The sequence below is a fragment of the Thermosynechococcus sp. FA-CM-4201 genome (assembly GCF_054689355.1).
Genome location: NZ_CP079920.1, coordinates 2,386,854 through 2,403,349 on the forward strand (window position 1 = coordinate 2,386,854; position 16,496 = coordinate 2,403,349).

A 16,496-nucleotide genomic window follows, 5' to 3' on the forward strand; every position below is an offset into this window, starting at 1 on the left:
TTGCCTCTGGCCAGACCAAACCCACATCCAGTTTCGTTAAAATCAGCGAACTAGCCCCATAGGCTGGCCTAGGTATGATCTAAAAAGTGTGTGAGGAGTACGTATGTCGTTAACGTCGCCAGAAACGGCTGAGGCGTTTGGTGCCGCTTCTGAACGCGGACTAATTCCCCGGGTTTTGCAACCGGCGTTGCACTGGTGGTTATCGGCGCAGTTGGAGCAGGCAACAGACTTGGAAATTGAAATTCAAGGGGGCGATCGCCAGATTTTGCGGGGATACTTACCCCATGTGCGCGTTGCCGCAGCCAGAGCCAGTTATCGCGGCATTCAATTGCGCCAAGCAGCCGTCCAAGCAGAACAGATTCAGATTAATCTAGGGCAGGTATTGCGAGGCAAACCCCTAAAACTCTTGGCACCCGTGCCGGTGCGCGGGGAACTGGTTCTCAGCCAAGCCGATCTCAACGCCTCTTTGGGGGCACCGCTCCTGCAATCCGGCCTACGGGAACTGCTGAAATTGCTCGATCAGCGTGGCTTGGGCAAAGCGGGGGTCAATCTTCAAGAGTGGCAATTGCTGCGTACGCAGGGAGAATTGGGTGCTGGGTGCCTCAAACTGGTGTTCTCGATGGTGAATGCCCAAGGGGAGCAGGCGGATTGGCATTTGATGACCCAGGTGCGCTTGCAGGATGAGCGAACCCTCTGCTTAGAAAAGGTACATTGGCAAGGGGAAGGTGACCCTCATCCCACGGTGGCCATTGATTTGGGTGACGGGGTGGCCATTCAGGAGTTGCGGCTAGAGGTGGGTGCCCTCAGGGTGCAGGGGATGATTTGCATTTATCCCTAGGTTGCTCAGCAACGCTGCCACACGCCCTAAATCCTTGATTCCCGGTTGGCTTTCCACACCACTGGCCAGGTCAATGCCTTGGGGTTGGGTTTGGGCGATCGCCTGCCGACAATTTTCGGGCGTAATACCCCCCGCCAGCCACCAAGGGCAAGGAACGTGTAACGCTTTGAGGAGCGTCCAGTCAAAGGGCTGACCCGTGCCCCCCAACTGCTGCGGATGGTACGCATCCAAAAGAATGCGATCTACGACCGGGGCATAAGCGGGAATCTCGGCGAGGGTGGCTGCCGATCGCACCCGCAGGGCTTTGATCAGCACAATGTTAGGGAAAGCATGGCGCACCTGTTGGCACACCTCAGGCGATTCGCTGCCATGAAGCTGTAGTGCCTGTACCCCTGTGGTTGTAACTAAATGGGCCAATGCTGCTAAATCGAGATTGGCAACCACGGCAACAGTCAGCACTGAGGGGGGCAACTGGCGACAGATCTCGGCAATGGTTGCTGCGGGGACATAGCGGGGGGAATGGGGCACGGTAATAAACCCCAGAGCACTGACGCCCATTTGGGCGATCGCGATCGCCTGCTCGGGTAGGGTCAAGCCACAAATTTTGACGGCAATTTTGGCAGGGACAGTTGAGTTAAGCATTTGTAACGAGATGCACCATTTTGTAAAGAACTGGCGGTGGGCGATCAGGCCGTTCCGTATAATTCATGGGCAATTGTACCCATTTAGGAGGAACCATGGTGTTAGCCACGCTCCCCGATACCACTTGGACGCCGTCTGTGGGTTTGGTGGTGATCCTCTGCAACCTGTTTGCGATCGCCATTGGCCGCTATGCTATTCAATCACGGGGAAAAGGCCCCGGTTTACCCGTTTCCTTGCCCGCCCTCTTTGAAGGCTTTGGTCTGCCGGAATTGCTGGCCACCACCAGCTTTGGTCACCTTTTGGCGGCGGGGGTTGTCAGTGGCCTACAGTACTCCGGTGCCCTCTAGGGTCGGAATACCACTGGCAATTTGACGGGAGATGAAGGGCAAGACCTCTGTATTCATACTGGCGGTGCGATTTTCAATAAAGACCACCAAGGTATAGGGGCAATGATTGGGGAGTTCAATATAGGCGGCATCATGGCGCACCCAACTGGTGAGTCCCGCCTTTGACCACAGCTTTGCCCCCGGAGGTAGCCCTTCCCCCAAAAAGCCCTGTACTTGGTTTTCTGGATCCTCGGCCAACAGCTCTGGATCGAGGGAACGCTCCATCAGTTCCATCATTGCTTGACTAGCACTGGCAGAGACCGCAACACCACCCACAATACTGTGGATTAATTTAGCCGTGGCATCAGTGGTCAGGCGATTGGAATTCTGGCGATCGCGCCCGACAAATTCCTGCTCTCGTCCATAGGGACCATCACACCACGTTTTTTGATTCACGTTGATATTGGCTAGCTCTGGCCACCCCAAGGACTGAAAATAGCGATTGACGATATTGCGCTGATATTGCCATGTGCGAAAGGGTTCTGGGGGCAGCACCGGGCCACTGGTCGTCCCCGTCAGCATATCCACCACCAAGCCTGTGGCATCATTGCTAGAATCCACAATCATATCCCGCATGGCGCGTTCCAATTCCGCATCCGGCTGAAGCATGCCACTGTGGAGCCACTCATGACAGGCCACCAGATAAAACAGCTTTACCACACTGGCCGGGTACATCAGCACATCACCCCGATAGTGGGCGCCGGGAATCGAATACTGCCAAAATTCCGCTGCGGTCAGCGCTCCGCCCGTATTCACAGGAATGGGGGGTGGATACACCAGTAAGGTCAGGGCAATGTCCTCTTGTCCCAGCCAAGGAAAGTGTTGCCATGTTGCTTGGAGCGTCCGCGTCACCAAATCCGTGAGATAGGTGTTGGCCTGAAAAAAAATCATTGGCTGCTCCACTCCTACTCGGGCGATCGCTCGACACCATTGCGGGCACCGGAATAGACCAAGCCCCGCTCCACATCCATTGTCAGGATCGTGCCCTCACGGATCAGGCGGGTGGCATTTTTGACGCCAACAATCACTGGAATTCCCAAGCGCAACCCCAAGACTGCCGCATGGCTCGTCAGGCTATCCTCTTCGGTAATAATGCCTGCTGCTTTGCGAATGGCTTCCACCAATTCCGCACTGGTGCGCTCGGCCACCAAAATTTCGCCACTATTAAACGTGCGCACTGGCATTCCTTCGTGTACCACCCGCGCCGGGCCACTCACCGACCCATGACCAATACCACAGCCGCGTCCCATCACCGAGGTGACCAGTTCCACCTTGATCATGTCCGTCGAGCCAGAGACCCCTTGCAGCGTGCCAGCGGTCATCACCACCAGATCACCCTCTTCTAGGAAGCCCCGCTCCTGTGCCGCATTAATGGCTGCCTGAAACGACTGCCGCATCGAGGGATGATCCAGCGTCAGTAGCGGTTCTACCCCCCAGACCAACTGCAAGCGCCGTGCCACCTCGATATGGGGCGTTGCCGCCAAAATTGGAATTTGGGGACGAAACTTGGAGACATTGCGGGCTGTAGCGCCGCTCTTGGTTTGGGTAATGATGGCCTTGGCATGAAGCTGTGCTGCCACCTGTCCCACCGCTTGGCTAATGGCATTGGGAATGGAACGCACCCCCACAGGATCCGCAAGGGGTGGCTGCCGCAGTTGGGGTTGGTTGTCAATGCGAGCGGCAATCGTGGCCATCATCTTCACTGCCTCGACGGGGTATTCCCCCATTGCCGTTTCATTGGAGAGCATGACGGCATCGGTGCCATCGAGAATGGCATTGGCGACATCGGAAATCTCCGCACGGGTGGGGCGGGGGCTTTTCACCATGCTGTCCAGCATTTGTGTGGCCGTAATCACGGGAATGCCTAAGCGGTTGGCGGCAGCAATCAGCCGTTTTTGCAGAATCGGCACATCTTCGGCGGGCAATTCAACCCCCAAATCACCCCGTGCCACCATGACGCCATCACAGAGGGAGAGGATGGCATCCATTTGCTCGATCGCCTCGTGCTTTTCGATTTTGGCAATCACCGGCACCTGCTTCCCAGCGTTGGCAATCAGTTCTTTGATCTCCAGTACATCTTGGGGATTGCGAACAAAGCTGAGGGCCACCCAATCCACCCCTTGATTGAGGCCAAACATTAGATCTTGGCGATCTTTCTCTGTCAGGGCTTTAATTGAGAGGTAAACCCCCGGAAAGTTCACACCCTTGGCATTGGAGAGCGTACCGCCAACAACCACTCGGCAATGCAGTTCACCCGCGTCTTTATCCACTTCTTCCACGAACATTTCCACGCGGCCATCGTCAAGCAAAATCGTGGCGCCAGCGGGAACCTCTTGAGCTAAGGGGGGGTAGGTAATCGAGCTAATGTGCTGATTCCCCATCAGGGACCGACTCGTGAGGGTAAAGCGATCGCCCCGCTTTAGGGAAATGGAGCCATGTTCAAAGCGTCCGAGGCGAATTTTGGGGCCTTGCAAGTCCTGCAAAATGCCCACGGGTTGCCCCAATTCATAGGAGATTTGGCGAATCAGGCGAATGCTGCGCTGGTGATCGTCGTGGGTACCATGGGAAAAATTCAGACGCAGGGTGGTCGCTCCCGCTTGGATAATCGCCCGCAGTTTATCGGGATGGCTCACTGCTGGACCAATGGTGGCGACAATTTTGGTGCGTCGTTGCAACGGCTGATTGGACATAGGGGGGTTATATCGTTAAGCTCCAACAGGTTACCGTATTTTGGGAAACCCTTGATCTATTGAGGATGCGCAGGGTAGCGTTTTGCACACGGGCTACGGCAACGGCTGTTGACTCAAATGAGGTCTTGTTTCTAGCCTACAGCGATCGCTCACCCCTTGAGCGAGGTGCAGCGGCTATAATTTGAGAACAATTCTCGCTCGTGACACACCGCCTATGACGACCTCTCCCCTTCCTGCAAGTACAAAAATGGAGGCACTGAAGCACGGTTTGCCGGTGACGATCATTACGGGGTTTCTCGGCAGTGGCAAAACCACGCTCCTCAACCACATCCTGACCAATCAAGAGGGGCTAAAAACCGCTGTGCTCGTCAATGAATTCGGTGAAATTGGCATTGACAACGAGCTATTAGTGGCCAGTGATGATGGCATGGTCGAACTCAACAATGGCTGTGTCTGCTGCACGATTAACAATGACTTAGTGAATGCGGTCTATCGGGTTCTCGAACGTCCCGACAAGGTGGACTATTTGGTTGTGGAAACAACGGGATTGGCGGATCCGCTGCCGGTGGCACTGACGTTTTTAGGAACGGATCTGCGGGATCTCACCCGTTTGGATTCAATTATTACGGTGGTGGATGCGGAGAACTTTAGTCTTGATCTTTTCAATAGCAGCGCTGCCCAAAGCCAAATTGCCTACGGTGACATTATTCTCCTCAACAAAGCAGATCTGGTGACTGAGGAACGCTTGCAGGAGCTAGAACGGCGAATTCACGAGATGCGAGAAGGGGCACGGATCATCCGCACGGTGAAGGCACAGGTACCGCTGCCCTTGATTTTAAGTGTGGGGTTGTTTGAAAGCGATCGCTACTTCCATCCCGAGCACGAACACCCTGATCATGACCACGACCATGAGTGTGACGAACACTGTGATCATGACCATCGTCACCACCACCATCATTCCAATCACCTTGAGGAGGATGGCTTTACTTCCGTCTCTTTCCAGAGCGATCGCCCCTTTGAACTGCGGAAATTCCAGTATTTTCTTGACCACCAGCTACCGGAATCCGTCTTTCGTGCCAAGGGCATCCTTTGGTTTAAGGAAAGTCCCCGCCGCCACGTCTTTCACCTCAGTGGTAAGCGCTTTAGCCTTGATGATGAAGAATGGAAAGGCGATCGCAAAAATCAACTGGTTCTCATTGGCCAAAATTTGGATCATCCAACCCTGCTGACGCAGTTGGCCGCTTGTGTTACTGACGCATAGCCGCAAATCATGGCCAAGCAACGTCGCAAAGCGGATTTCCCCAGCAAAATTTGTGTCGTCTGTGGGCGTCCTTTTCAGTGGCGCAAAAAGTGGGCGGATTGTTGGCAGGAAGTGAAGTACTGTTCCGATCGCTGTCGGCGACGCCGTTCCCAGCCTCAAACCTAACCGATGACTCAGCAAATGCAGACGCTCAAGCTCTTTGGTCAGCCAGCCCAACGGGGGCGCTGGTTTCTTATTCCTTTGGGGATGCTCATCCTGCTATGCCTTGGCACGGTCTATAGCTGGAGTATCTTTCGTGCCCCCCTTGCCGCAGAACTGGGGTTGAGTGCCACCGCTAGCCTTTTGCCCTATGCCCTTGCGCTGGTATTTTATGCCCTGTTGATGCCCATTACAGGCGCTTATTTACCCCGTTTGGGGAGTCGCCGACTCACTGTGGTGGGTGGATTGGTGGTGGCTGCGGGCTATCTGGGGGCCAGTCTCGCCAATTCGGGTCTGACGTTGGCACTGAGCTACGGGGTCATTGCTGGCATGGGGGTGGGGATCACCTATGGCATTCCGATGGCCGTGGTGGCTGCTTGGTTTCCCGATCGCAAGGGGTTGGCGGTAGGAACAACAATTATCGGTTTTGGCCTTTCGCCTCTGATCACTGCTCCCTTGGCCAATGCCCTGATTCAAGCGACATCCGTACGCACGGCACTGCAAATTTTAGGGATTGCCTTTGGTGTGATCATTGTCCTGTGCGCCCAAGGAATGCGCTTTCCGCCGACGGGTTGGGCACAGATGCTGCCCCAAAGGCACACGTCAATAGGGGTTGCCCATTATCCGCCCTCGTTGCTGCGGAGTCGCTCATTCTACGCTCTGTGGAGCTGCTATGCCCTAGGGACGTTTATTGGCCTCAGCAGTATTGGCATCTCGGGTGCGGTGGCACAGGAGGTGATTGGCCTATCGCCAGCAGTGGCGGCTGCGAGTGTTTCGTTCTTTGCCCTCTTTAATGGCCTCAGTCGTCCCCTCATGGGGTGGTTGAGCGATCGCTGGCCGCCTCAATATGTCGGTATGACGATGTTTAGTTGTGTACTGGCGGCAAGCTTAATCATGACCACAGCAACGGTGGGGGATATGGCGCCTTTCTTGGTGGCCTTTGCCCTTCTCTGGTTTTGCTTGGGGGGATGGCTGGCGATCGCCCCGACGTTAACTCTCCGCTTTTTCAATCCCGCTGACTATGCCAAAAACTACGGCGTTGTCTTTACCGCCTATGGGGTTGGCGCCCTCTTGGGCACCTTGGTCAGTGGTCAGGTGCGCGATCGCCTAGGTAGCTACAGTGCCCTATTTTATTTACTGGCTGCCCTTGCCATCCTCGGAATTGTCTTGGCGGCGACTTTCCTGAAGCCGGATCCGCAAACATCCACAGCGGTCGAATAAAAATTGGCTAGATCTGATACGCTAGCGGCAGTTTTGCATTCATTGAGGCAAAGGGAGTCAGCACAGCACAAATGTACGACTGCATTATTGTCGGTGGTGGGCCTGCGGGGGGAGCAGCCGCTTATCATCTGGCGCGGCGCCAGCGTTCGGTTTTAGTCCTCGAAAAAGCCGCCCTCCCTCGCCAAAAACCCTGCACAGGGGGCGTTTCACCAGTGGTGGGCCAATGGTTTGATTTTGATTTTCAGCCTGCCATTGTCGATACCACCCGCACTGTGCGCTACAGTTGGAAGCTCAGTGATGCCATTGAAGCTGAGTTAAGCATTCCCGAACCGATCTGGATTGTTGATCGCACGGTGTTTGATCAGTACCTATTGCAGCAGGCACAACAAAAGGGTGCGGTTGTGACGGATCAGACCGAGGTTAGTGGGATTACGTTCCAAGGAGATCACTGGCAGATCCACACGGCAACCACGACCTATGGCGGGCGGTATCTCATTGCTGCCGATGGTGCCAATAGTCAAATGGCTCAGTGGCTGGGGTTTAAGCCCAAAGTGGTGCGCACTGCGGCGGTGATGACCGTCCCCAACCCCACGGGCGATCGCGCGGCGCATTTTGAATTTGGCCTCGTGAAAAATGGCTACCTCTGGAGTTTTCCCAAGGGAGATCAGCGAACGGTAGGGGTTGCTGTTGTGCGGGGGAGCGATCGCCCCAACTGGGAACCGATTTTGCAACAGTATTGTGCGGCCCATCAGCTTCAGCTTGCGGATTGCCCGATTCAATACCATCCCCTCTGTGTCTGGGAAGGTCAGCAGCCCCTGCATACCCACCATGCCCTCCTTGCGGGTGAAGCCGCTGGTCTGGTGGATCCCTTTTCGGCTGAGGGAGTTCGTCCCGCTCTTTACAGTGGTATGCGTGCTGCCGAAGCTATTGATGCGGCTCTTGGGGGAGAAGCGGAGGCCTTGGCCACCTACAGCAAAACCTTGCAGGAGGAATGGGGGACAGACTTAGTGTGGGCACAACGCCTTGCTGGTCTTTTCCATCGTATGCCGGGGGTCGGCTATCGCCTTGCTATGAAACGTCCCTCCGCCACTCAGCGGCTGGGTCAAGTCCTCTGTGGTGAATTGCGCTATCGCGATATTGCTGGCCGCGCTATCCAACGTCTGAGCAGTTCCCTGATTCCCGGTCGCTAGATCTCCAGTTCAATCGCTGTGGGCTGGTTGGGGGCGATCGCCAGCCCTTTGCGGACGCCGAGAATGCGAAAGACCTGAATTTTGCGCTCTTTGCCCTTGAGTTCCAAAGGTCCCCATGCCTCGACCTCGTAGCGATCGCCGAGATACTCCAGCGTTTCCTGTGCCACTAAAATCCGACACGGGCTAGGCTGGCGGTGCTTATCCACACTCTCAAGGCGCGAGGCGGTATTCACACTGTCGCCAATGACACCGTACTCGAGGCGATTTTTACTACCGAGACTGCCGACCACAATCGGCCCTGTGTAGATCCCCGCCCGCATCATCACCTGCGGTAGCCCTTGAGTGGCCCATTCGCGGTTCAGTTCCTCCAATAGTTGTCCCAAGGCCAAGGCACAATCCACGGCATTGCGGGCATCAATGGCAATTCCCTCGCGGCTGGTTCGTTTAATGGGCACGCCAAACACCGCCATAATGCCATCACCGGTGAACTTATTAATCACGCCGTGGTAGCTTTGCACCACATCCGCCACTTTCTCTAGATAGGCATTGAGCCAGTTAAAGAGTTCCTCCGGTTCCATACCTTCAGAAATGGTGCTAAACCCCTTCAAGTCGGTAAAAAGCAGCGTGGCAATCAGGCGTTGGCCGGGCAACTTGCCATCCTTGAGGAGTTCATCGCGCCGTTCCCACATGGCGGCGGCAATTTCTGGGGAGATACTTTGACCCAAGAGGCGCATCACCATTTGCCGTTGCTGTTGGGCTTGCTGTGCGGTATAGCTGACCACCCCGCCACTGCCAAGAAGGAGCGTCAATGCCGGCGGCACAAGGGGAACCCAGCCCAACTTGAGAAATAGGCCGTAACAGGTGAGCAAAAGAAGCAATAGGGCTGTTGCCACTGCTGTCGCTAAGGCTAGAGGATGGCGCACTCGCCAAGCAAGGATCGCACCAATCAATGCCCAAAGAACAATCCAAACATTCTCGACACTGTTGGGCCAAAACCAAATGACGGCGCGATCGCCCAAGCCCGCATCAATGAATTGCCCCACCATTTGGGCATGGATAAACACCCCTGCCATGCGCTGGTTGTCCCGCAGGCCGGAACTAAAGGGAGTATAGAAAAAGTCTTTGCCACTTTCGGCAATGTTGCCAATGAGAACAACGCGATCGCGAATCAATTCGGGTGCCACTCGTTCCGTCAGCACATCCTCAAGGGGGACCCACGTCACCGCCCGCTGATCACCGCGATAGTTGAGCATAACCTGATAGCCCGCCGTATCTGCCCCTACATAGCCGCCATCATTGGGTTGCAGGGGTGTGAAAATGCTTTGCCCCAACTGCATCACATTGGGATCCGCATCACTGCCGCGAGGCTCAATCCCCTCATCCGCTAGATACCGCAGCGCTAGCCGCAATGAGAAAGAGTAAAGCGTATTCCCCTGATCGTCCGGCAAAAAGAGTAAACTGCGACGGACAATGCCACCGGCATCAACCGTGACATCATTAAATCCCACCTGATCGGCACTGAGGGCAGCGGGTGGACGAATGGTTGGGTGAGTGGCATCCCCTAGTTTCGTGACAGCAAAGAGGCGATCGGAATTCAGCCAAAGGCGGTTTAGCGCTTCATGCCCCGGCGGCACGGGAAAATCGCGGTAAATATCCAAGCCAATGGCACGGGGTTCATGTTTGAGGAGTTTTTGGAAGGCTTGGGCGTAAAGCTGATCTGGCAGCGATAGGGAGCGGTAACGTTGAATATCGGCTTCGGTGACTGCCACCACCAATAGTCGCGGATCGGGGCCGGGCATAGGGCGCAATTGCATCAGGCGATCGTAGGCACCCAATTCCAGCGGTTGGAGCCAACCCATTTGACGAATCCCAATCACAACCGTGCTGGCGATGGCACTGGCCACGACAATCAGGCCCAGATCAGCAAAGGTGCGGCGAAAGTGGGACAATAGGGGCAGCATAGCTTTGCAGACAAGCAAGAGATTTCCTTCATACTATCGCTATGAAAAATTACTTGGTAGCGACATTGGGCGATCGCCTCCAGGCCGAGGCCGTTTATACCCAGCTTGAAAAGGACGGCTTCCCGATGGAAAAAGTAGCCCTACTGGGTCGGGGTTACAAGCAGTGGGCAGAGTTGGGACTCATTGATCCGTTTCAAGTCGCCCGCCAGCAAATGCAACGAATGTTGATCTGGCTGGTTCCCTTTGGCTTCTTTGCTGGTTTTACCTTTAACCAAGCGACTCAAATTGACATTCTGCCGATGCTGGATCGCCTCAACAATAGTCTTTTGGGGGGCATCTTTGGGGCGATCGCTGGCGCTCTCGGTAGTCTCACCGTAGGTGGTGGTCTCCAAGTGGTGATTACGGGTAAGTCCGGCATCCCCTTTGAAAAACGCTTGCAGCGGGGCAAATACCTGATCCTGATCCAAGGTAGCGACAGCGAGATTCGCCGCGCCGAACGTCTCCTCAAAGTGCAACCCCTAGAAAACCTGCAAAGCTACACCCTTGACGAGTAGGGAATTGTTTTTTCAAAACGGCAAGTCCAAGTGTCCCCCCTGATGTGGTATATTAAAAAATCGCGATGAAAGGGTCGGTGCCCGAGTGGTTAATGGGGGCGGACTGTAAATCCGTTGGCTACGCCTACGCTGGTTCGAATCCAGCCCGGCCCATAGAGATAAAAAAGCCTAAAGCCAAAGAACATCAGGGGTTTCAGGTTTACTATTTTTTTGTAAGTGGACTATTTGTTGCTGTAACTTGCTCAATAAAGGGGCACAACTGGTCATATTTTGGTCAAAAGTTTTCAAAGGCGGGCGATGGTTCCTTAGGACGTTCAGGAAAGGAATTGATGCAAGGGGGCAATCATGAGTGAACCTGTAACGCGATCTGAATTGAGTCAAGTGTTGGATGCCATCCAAGGGATGCAGGCCAGTCTTCAGGCCATAGAGAAAAAGCTGGATATTCACATTGCCACCAGTGGCGAGAGGTTCCAACGACTTGAGGACAAAATTGATGCTGTGGAGGCAAAGCTGGAGCAACGTATCAATGCCGTCGAGGGGAAGCTAGAGCAGCGTATCAATGCCGTTGAGGCCAAGCTGGAACAGCGTATCAATGCTGTCGAGGCGCAATTGTCGCAGCGTATTAGTTCCGTAGAGGTGCAATTGGGGCAGCGCATTGACACAGTAGAGACCACATTGCAGCAGATTGTCAAACGGCAGGATGGAACCGATGCCCGTCTGTGGGGATTCTTGGTGACGCTGTTGGTGCTGGCTGCTGGCTTAATCACGAAGCTGCTGTTCTTTGACACGCCACGCCTTTGATGAAGTTTTGCGAATCCAGCCCAGCCTATCAAAGCGAATAGGCAATTCCCCAAGCGAGAGCGAGAATGCCTAGCCAAGGGTGCCACATCTGTTGCAGGGGCGATCGCGCAATCTTTTGACTGAGGAGCAAACTGGCAAGGGTACTGACGACAAGTGTGGTTGTTTGCAGGAACCCGATCACCGCTGGATGGGCTTGCCAACTGGGCAAACTCGTGCCATCGAGGCCAAAGGTTGCAAAGGTTACGGGCAACAACTGCCCTGCTTCCCCTAAACCAAGGGGCAAATAATAGGCCAAATTGGCACCCAGCACCAAAGGCAGATACCCATAGGCCAAGCGCACAAAGGAAACCGAGCCTTGTCGTTGTATCTGATGCCAACCCCATGCCAACAGTCCCGGCAGAGCTAGCGCCAGCACCGCAATTATTGCCTGTAACCCAAAATGAGCTTCCGTCAGTCCTAGCCATTTCAAGAGCAGCGGTAAACGGTGCAGCACCACTGCGCCCAAGAGCAAAAACAGCAGGCAAACTTCAGCCGCCGTGGCCTCGTGACTGGTCCAGAGATCAATGGCTGGCGGACGCAGATTCACTTCCACTGAGCGATGGGGGCAAGCCTTGAGACAGGTCATACACAAAACGCAATTGCGGTTATCCGTTAGTTGAGCCGGATGGGAATAGACGGGACAGCCCCCTGTTTCTTGACCTTCCCCAAGGGCGGGACCGCCTTTGTAACATTGGTAGGTTTGGCAACTGGCAGCGCATACCCCCTGCTGTGCCCGCAATTCAAGAATGGAGAGTTTGCCAAAGAGGCCATTCATACCACCAATGGGGCAGAGATAGCGACACCAAAAGCGACGTTCATAGAGCTGAGAAAAAATCACGGCTCCCGCTGTAATCAAGATCAGCAGCCAACTGGAGAGATAGGCAGTATTGGGTAAATCCCACAATTCTTCCCACAGGAGAATCACGGCAAAGAGGCCAAAGAGCACCCAGCCCCCCCAGCGTTCGGCGAGTTGACGCGGCCAAGGGCGCAGCTTGCGCGGCCAAATCTTGAGGGACAGCCTTTGCAGGACTTCGCCGTAGATCATAAAGGGGCAGACAGCACACCAAATGCGCCCCAAAAAGGGAAAGATCAGTAATGAGACCGGCCACCACCACGCCCAGAAGAGGTTCAGGGTAAAGTTGTGTGGGCGATCCTGTGGCCCCCAGAGGCCAATGGCGACAATCAGCGGAAAAAGCCAAAGGGTCAGGCCATAGTTGAGGCGATCGGGCCACCACGGACTGCGTAGAAAGGCACGCAATTGGGGATAGGCATTGAGTAGGTTCCAACGAAACCGCCGTTGGCGCGATCGCTCCGGCCAAAAGACTTCTTCAGTGAGCAACTCCGCCCCGTCTGCTTGCACAAGGGCACGCTCCACCAGACTCGCCAACTCCCGCAAATTGCCGGGAAAATCATAACTTTGCAGCCGTCGTAGGGCTTCGGGGGTGATTCGCGGCTTAGGAATACCCCGTTGCCGGCAGTAGAGGGCAATGTAGTAATTGACCAGGGCTTCAATGTCCGCCTTTGTCACCCGCAGTGGGGGTACTTTAATTTGGTGCTGCACTAGGTCTTGGCAATCGCAGCCTTTCTTTTCAGCAATCAGGATCAATCGCCCCGGAAAGCGGCGGGGGGGTACGGGGGAGTCGGCAACGGGTTCATAGGTCTGTTCGGCCACAAGGCGGCGCAGTTGCGGATAGAGGTGGGCAGGCCATTCATGGACATTGTTGAGGATCAGGGTGCCCTCTGCGACCCAGTCAAGGAGACCGGGTTTCGTCGCTTTGCCAAAGAGTTCTGCCCCATTGGCGGATAGGGTGCCACAGTTAAAACGAATCAAGGGTTGACGGCGATCGCGCGAGCCATAATGAATCAGCGCAGCAATATTGTCCTTTTCCAGACCCGGTTCACCAAAAATCAATACCGGCTGGCGATCGCTCGCGGCTTCTTTAATCCCTTGGCGTAAGCGCACCGCATAGCGACTACTCCCTACAATTCCCTGTTTCACCCGCGGCACAAGATAGGGGCGCAAGACTGCCTGCCGCTCTTGCTCGTGGGCAAGATCACTGAGGGTACTTTGCAACTGCTGCGACACCTGTTGGCGGAGTTCGGGAAATTGATCAGCCAATGTGGCAAACACCTCGCGGGACAATGTCCACAATTCACAGTCCGTGAGCGTAATCACTGTTTGCGGTGCCCGTTGCTCCAGCACCAGTTCTGGCCAGTGTAAAACCGTTCCCGGTAGCAGGGTCGTTATAGTGGCGGGGCGATCGCGAGTGCTGTGATAGGCTTCCAGTTCTCCTGAACGCAGGATGATTAGATGAGTGACGGGTGTGTCTTCAAGGACAATGCGACGATTGGCCGCAATGGATTCTGTGCGTAGGGCGGCAGCGATCGCCTCTAAGGCTTCCAAAGAAAGCGATCCAAGAGGAGTATGGGTTTGCAGCCAACTCAGGCGATCGGTCATCGAGGGCACCCCCCAACAAAACTAGTGATGAGGAAACACCTTATTCCCTATGGCTCAGTTCCCTTACCAAACTACGCTAGGATTGTAAAGGTTTCTTACGCTCCTCAACGCTCTATATACAAAACCCGCAGGAAGTCACTATGAGTCTGCCGATTCGTAATGTTGCTATTATCGCCCACGTTGACCACGGCAAAACCACTCTGGTGGATGCCCTACTGCGTCAGTCGGGTACCTTTCGTGAAGGGGAAGACATTCCCGAGTGCGTCATGGACTCCAATGATCTGGAGCGCGAGCGCGGCATTACGATTCTGGCCAAGAATACAGCGGTTCGCTACAAAGACTTGACGATTAACATTGTGGATACCCCCGGCCACGCCGATTTTGGCGGTGAAGTGGAGCGCGTCCTTGGCATGGTGGAGGGCTGTCTGCTGATTGTCGATGCCAACGAAGGGCCAATGCCCCAAACTCGGTTTGTCCTAAAAAAAGCCCTTGAAAAAGGTCTGCGCCCCATTGTGGTTGTGAATAAAATTGACCGGCCTCAGGCGGAACCCTACAAGGCCATTGATAAAGTGTTGGACTTATTTATTGAACTGGGGGCGGATGACGATCAGTGTGAGTTTCCCTATCTTTTTGCTTCGGGCTTGGCGGGCTACGCAAAAACGGATCTAGACGAAGAGGGCAAGGATATGCAGCCCCTCTTTGAGGCCATTGTCCGCCATATTCCACCGCCAGTGGGCAATCCCGATGCGCCGCTGCAACTTCAGGTGACCACTTTAGATTACTCGGAGTACCTAGGCCGAATTGTCATTGGCAAAATTCACAATGGTACGGTGCAGGTGGGACAGCAGGCGGCCTTGGTCAAGGATAACGGCCAAATTGTCAAGGCAAAGATTACCAAACTCTTGGGCTTTGAGGGACTAAAGCGGATTGAATTGGACACCGCCAGTGCCGGCAATATTGTGGCGATCGCTGGCTTTAGTGATGCCAACATTGGCGAAACCATCACCGACCCCAACAACCCCCAAGCCCTACCCCTGATCAAGGTGGATGAACCGACCCTGCAAATGACCTTTGCGGTCAATGACTCCCCCTTTGCCGGTCAGGAGGGAACCTTTGTCACCTCGCGGCAACTGCGCGATCGCCTGTTTCGGGAACTGGAAACCAACGTGGCGCTGCGCGTCGAAGAAACCGACTCCCCCGATCGCTTTGCCGTATCTGGCCGCGGTGAATTGCACCTTGGCATTCTCATTGAAACGATGCGCCGCGAAGGCTATGAATTCCAAGTCTCCCAGCCGCAGGTGATCTACCGTGAAGTCAATGGTCAACCTTGTGAACCCTACGAATGCTTAGTGCTGGACGTTCCCGATGAAGCCGTTGGCGGCTGTATTGAGCGCCTTGGCCAGCGACGCGGTGAAATGCAGGATATGCAGGTGGGGGGCAATGGTCGGACGCAACTGGAGTTTGTGATTCCGGCGCGGGGTCTCATTGGCTTCCGGGGCGAATTTATGCGCCTAACGCGCGGCGAAGGGATTATGAACCACAGCTTTTTGGACTATCGTCCCTTGGCAGGCGAGATCAGCACCCGTCGCAATGGTGTCTTAATTGCCTTTGAGGAGGGCACGGCCACCTTCTATGCCCTGAAAAATGCCGAAGATCGGGGTGTCTTTTTCATTACCCCCGGCACCAAAGTCTATAAGGGCATGATTGTCGGTGAGCACAACCGTCCCCAAGACCTCGAAATCAACGTCTGCAAAGCCAAACAACTCACCAACTTCCGCTCCTCAACGGGGGATGAACTGGTGCAACTGCAAGCACCCGTGGAAATGAGCCTAGAGCGGGCACTGGAATATATTGGCCCCGATGAACTGGTGGAGGTAACACCTCAATCGATCCGACTGCGCAAAATGAGCAAGAAGCTGGCACGCCGCTAATGCTGACGAATGCCTTTTTTGCCCTCTCGCTGTTTCCCTATTTGGGGTTCTTGTACTTCATGACCCGCAACCCCAACACCCCCCGTTTAGCCCTGATTGGCTTCTATGGGACACTGGTCTTTGTCGCTGTCACCATTCCAGCGGGACTCTATGCCCAACAGGTCTATGGCACAACCTTGGCCAATGTGGATGGGTTGCACGGGGGGGCAGAATTTTTTCTAACCTTGGCCAATATCCTCATTGCCTTGGGCTTTCGCCGCGCACTCAAGGCATCTTGATGACAGCCCTTTTCTGAGATATTCCCTAGTGCTGATCTTAACTCTATT

15 protein-coding genes and 1 tRNA gene are annotated in these 16,496 nt (G+C 54.8%); 11 read left to right on the forward strand and 5 right to left on the reverse strand.

Annotated elements, in window-relative coordinates; all coding sequences use genetic code 11:
* The first annotated feature begins 103 nt into the window (after nucleotides 1-103).
* The gene (locus tag KV190_RS11635; protein ID WP_460193509.1) at nucleotides 104-838 is read left to right on the forward strand and encodes an LmeA family phospholipid-binding protein; all 735 of its coding nucleotides are present in this window, start codon (nucleotides 104-106) and stop codon (nucleotides 836-838) included.
* On the opposite strand, the gene KV190_RS11640 is transcribed toward KV190_RS11635, so the two are convergent.
* On the reverse strand, nucleotides 788-1,480 hold the full coding sequence (locus tag KV190_RS11640; protein WP_460193510.1) for a phosphoribosylanthranilate isomerase: 693 nt from the start codon (nucleotides 1,478-1,480) through the stop codon (nucleotides 788-790). The genes KV190_RS11635 and KV190_RS11640 overlap by 51 nt on opposite strands.
* A gap of 95 nt (nucleotides 1,481-1,575) precedes the next feature.
* On the opposite strand from KV190_RS11640, the gene psaK reads away from it, so the two are divergent.
* Complete coding sequence (gene psaK, locus KV190_RS11645; RefSeq protein ID WP_225901542.1) at nucleotides 1,576-1,827, forward strand: photosystem I reaction center subunit PsaK; 252 nt, start codon at nucleotides 1,576-1,578, stop codon at nucleotides 1,825-1,827.
* On the opposite strand, the gene KV190_RS11650 is transcribed toward psaK, so the two are convergent.
* Together KV190_RS11650 and pyk are read right to left on the reverse strand one after the other, a co-directional pair.
* Nucleotides 1,804-2,757 (reverse strand): serine hydrolase, encoded by a 954-nt coding sequence (locus KV190_RS11650; protein ID WP_460193512.1) that lies wholly within the window; start codon nucleotides 2,755-2,757, stop codon nucleotides 1,804-1,806. The two genes, psaK and KV190_RS11650, sit on opposite strands and share 24 nt — an antisense overlap.
* 14 nt (nucleotides 2,758-2,771) lie before the next feature.
* Entirely contained in the window at nucleotides 2,772-4,556 is a 1,785-nt protein-coding gene (gene pyk / locus KV190_RS11655; RefSeq protein WP_460193514.1) for a pyruvate kinase, read from the reverse strand.
* 214 nt (nucleotides 4,557-4,770) lie between these two features.
* Here pyk and KV190_RS11660 point away from each other — a divergent pair, with 214 nt between their 5' ends.
* The 4 genes from KV190_RS11660 to KV190_RS11675 all read left to right on the forward strand — a co-directional run bounded on the left by KV190_RS11660 (nucleotide 4,771) and on the right by KV190_RS11675 (nucleotide 8,426).
* The gene (locus tag KV190_RS11660) at nucleotides 4,771-5,817 is read left to right on the forward strand and encodes a CobW family GTP-binding protein (protein WP_460193516.1); all 1,047 of its coding nucleotides are present in this window, start codon (nucleotides 4,771-4,773) and stop codon (nucleotides 5,815-5,817) included.
* 9 nt (nucleotides 5,818-5,826) lie between these two features.
* On the forward strand, nucleotides 5,827-5,982 hold the full coding sequence (locus KV190_RS11665) for a DUF2256 domain-containing protein (RefSeq protein ID WP_300874443.1): 156 nt from the start codon (nucleotides 5,827-5,829) through the stop codon (nucleotides 5,980-5,982).
* Between the two features lie 3 nt (nucleotides 5,983-5,985).
* On the forward strand, nucleotides 5,986-7,236 hold the full coding sequence (locus KV190_RS11670) for an L-lactate MFS transporter (protein ID WP_460193519.1): 1,251 nt from the start codon (nucleotides 5,986-5,988) through the stop codon (nucleotides 7,234-7,236).
* Between the two features lie 71 nt (nucleotides 7,237-7,307).
* On the forward strand, nucleotides 7,308-8,426 hold the full coding sequence (locus KV190_RS11675; RefSeq protein ID WP_460193520.1) for a geranylgeranyl reductase family protein: 1,119 nt from the start codon (nucleotides 7,308-7,310) through the stop codon (nucleotides 8,424-8,426).
* Here the strand turns inward: KV190_RS11675 and KV190_RS11680 are convergent.
* On the reverse strand, nucleotides 8,423-10,387 hold the full coding sequence (locus tag KV190_RS11680) for a CHASE2 domain-containing protein (RefSeq protein WP_460193521.1): 1,965 nt from the start codon (nucleotides 10,385-10,387) through the stop codon (nucleotides 8,423-8,425). The two genes, KV190_RS11675 and KV190_RS11680, sit on opposite strands and share 4 nt — an antisense overlap.
* A gap of 41 nt (nucleotides 10,388-10,428) precedes the next feature.
* Between KV190_RS11680 and KV190_RS11685 the strand changes: the two genes are divergently transcribed.
* The 3 genes from KV190_RS11685 (at nucleotide 10,429) to KV190_RS11695 (ending at nucleotide 11,742) form a co-directional block, all read left to right on the forward strand.
* Nucleotides 10,429-10,941 carry a hypothetical protein gene (locus tag KV190_RS11685; RefSeq protein ID WP_297049520.1) on the forward strand — a complete coding sequence of 171 codons (513 nt, stop codon included), beginning with the start codon at nucleotides 10,429-10,431 and terminating at the stop codon, nucleotides 10,939-10,941.
* 71 nt (nucleotides 10,942-11,012) lie between these two features.
* A tRNA-Tyr gene (locus tag KV190_RS11690) sits at nucleotides 11,013-11,094 on the forward strand.
* Between the two features lie 192 nt (nucleotides 11,095-11,286).
* Entirely contained in the window at nucleotides 11,287-11,742 is a 456-nt protein-coding gene (locus KV190_RS11695; protein ID WP_460193523.1) for a hypothetical protein, read from the forward strand.
* Between the two features lie 28 nt (nucleotides 11,743-11,770).
* Here KV190_RS11695 and KV190_RS11700 read toward each other — a convergent pair whose 3' ends face one another.
* Entirely contained in the window at nucleotides 11,771-14,239 is a 2,469-nt protein-coding gene (locus KV190_RS11700; protein ID WP_460193525.1) for an AAA-type ATPase lid domain-containing protein, read from the reverse strand.
* Nucleotides 14,240-14,379: 140 nt separating this feature from the next.
* Between KV190_RS11700 and typA the strand changes: the two genes are divergently transcribed.
* Together typA and KV190_RS11710 are read left to right on the forward strand one after the other, a co-directional pair.
* On the forward strand, nucleotides 14,380-16,170 hold the full coding sequence (typA, locus tag KV190_RS11705; protein WP_460193527.1) for a translational GTPase TypA: 1,791 nt from the start codon (nucleotides 14,380-14,382) through the stop codon (nucleotides 16,168-16,170).
* A complete protein-coding gene (locus KV190_RS11710; RefSeq protein WP_460193529.1) occupies nucleotides 16,170-16,448 on the forward strand; it encodes a DUF3593 domain-containing protein in 279 nt (92 codons plus the stop codon). The genes typA and KV190_RS11710 overlap by 1 nt, the downstream gene beginning before the upstream one ends.
* The last annotated feature ends 48 nt before the right edge of the window (nucleotides 16,449-16,496 follow it).

Bases quoted from the DNA above. Each gene is read 5' to 3' on its own strand.
- KV190_RS11710 (WP_460193529.1), top strand. From the start codon at position 16,170: ATGCTGACGAATGCCTTTTTTGCCCTCTCGCTGTTTCCCTATTTGGGG.
- KV190_RS11665 (WP_300874443.1), top strand. From the start codon at position 5,827: ATGGCCAAGCAACGTCGCAAAGCGGATTTCCCCAGCAAAATTTGTGTC.
- psaK (WP_225901542.1), top strand. From the start codon at position 1,576: ATGGTGTTAGCCACGCTCCCCGATACCACTTGGACGCCGTCTGTGGGT.
- KV190_RS11670 (WP_460193519.1), top strand. From the start codon at position 5,986: ATGACTCAGCAAATGCAGACGCTCAAGCTCTTTGGTCAGCCAGCCCAA.
- KV190_RS11635 (WP_460193509.1), top strand. From the start codon at position 104: ATGTCGTTAACGTCGCCAGAAACGGCTGAGGCGTTTGGTGCCGCTTCT.
- KV190_RS11675 (WP_460193520.1), top strand. From the start codon at position 7,308: ATGTACGACTGCATTATTGTCGGTGGTGGGCCTGCGGGGGGAGCAGCC.
- KV190_RS11695 (WP_460193523.1), top strand. From the start codon at position 11,287: ATGAGTGAACCTGTAACGCGATCTGAATTGAGTCAAGTGTTGGATGCC.
- typA (WP_460193527.1), top strand. From the start codon at position 14,380: ATGAGTCTGCCGATTCGTAATGTTGCTATTATCGCCCACGTTGACCAC.
- pyk (WP_460193514.1), bottom strand. From the start codon at position 4,556: ATGTCCAATCAGCCGTTGCAACGACGCACCAAAATTGTCGCCACCATT.
- KV190_RS11685 (WP_297049520.1), top strand. From the start codon at position 10,429: ATGAAAAATTACTTGGTAGCGACATTGGGCGATCGCCTCCAGGCCGAG.
- KV190_RS11650 (WP_460193512.1), bottom strand. From the start codon at position 2,757: ATGATTTTTTTTCAGGCCAACACCTATCTCACGGATTTGGTGACGCGG.
- KV190_RS11680 (WP_460193521.1), bottom strand. From the start codon at position 10,387: ATGCTGCCCCTATTGTCCCACTTTCGCCGCACCTTTGCTGATCTGGGC.
- KV190_RS11640 (WP_460193510.1), bottom strand. From the start codon at position 1,480: ATGCTTAACTCAACTGTCCCTGCCAAAATTGCCGTCAAAATTTGTGGC.
- KV190_RS11700 (WP_460193525.1), bottom strand. From the start codon at position 14,239: ATGACCGATCGCCTGAGTTGGCTGCAAACCCATACTCCTCTTGGATCG.
- KV190_RS11660 (WP_460193516.1), top strand. From the start codon at position 4,771: ATGACGACCTCTCCCCTTCCTGCAAGTACAAAAATGGAGGCACTGAAG.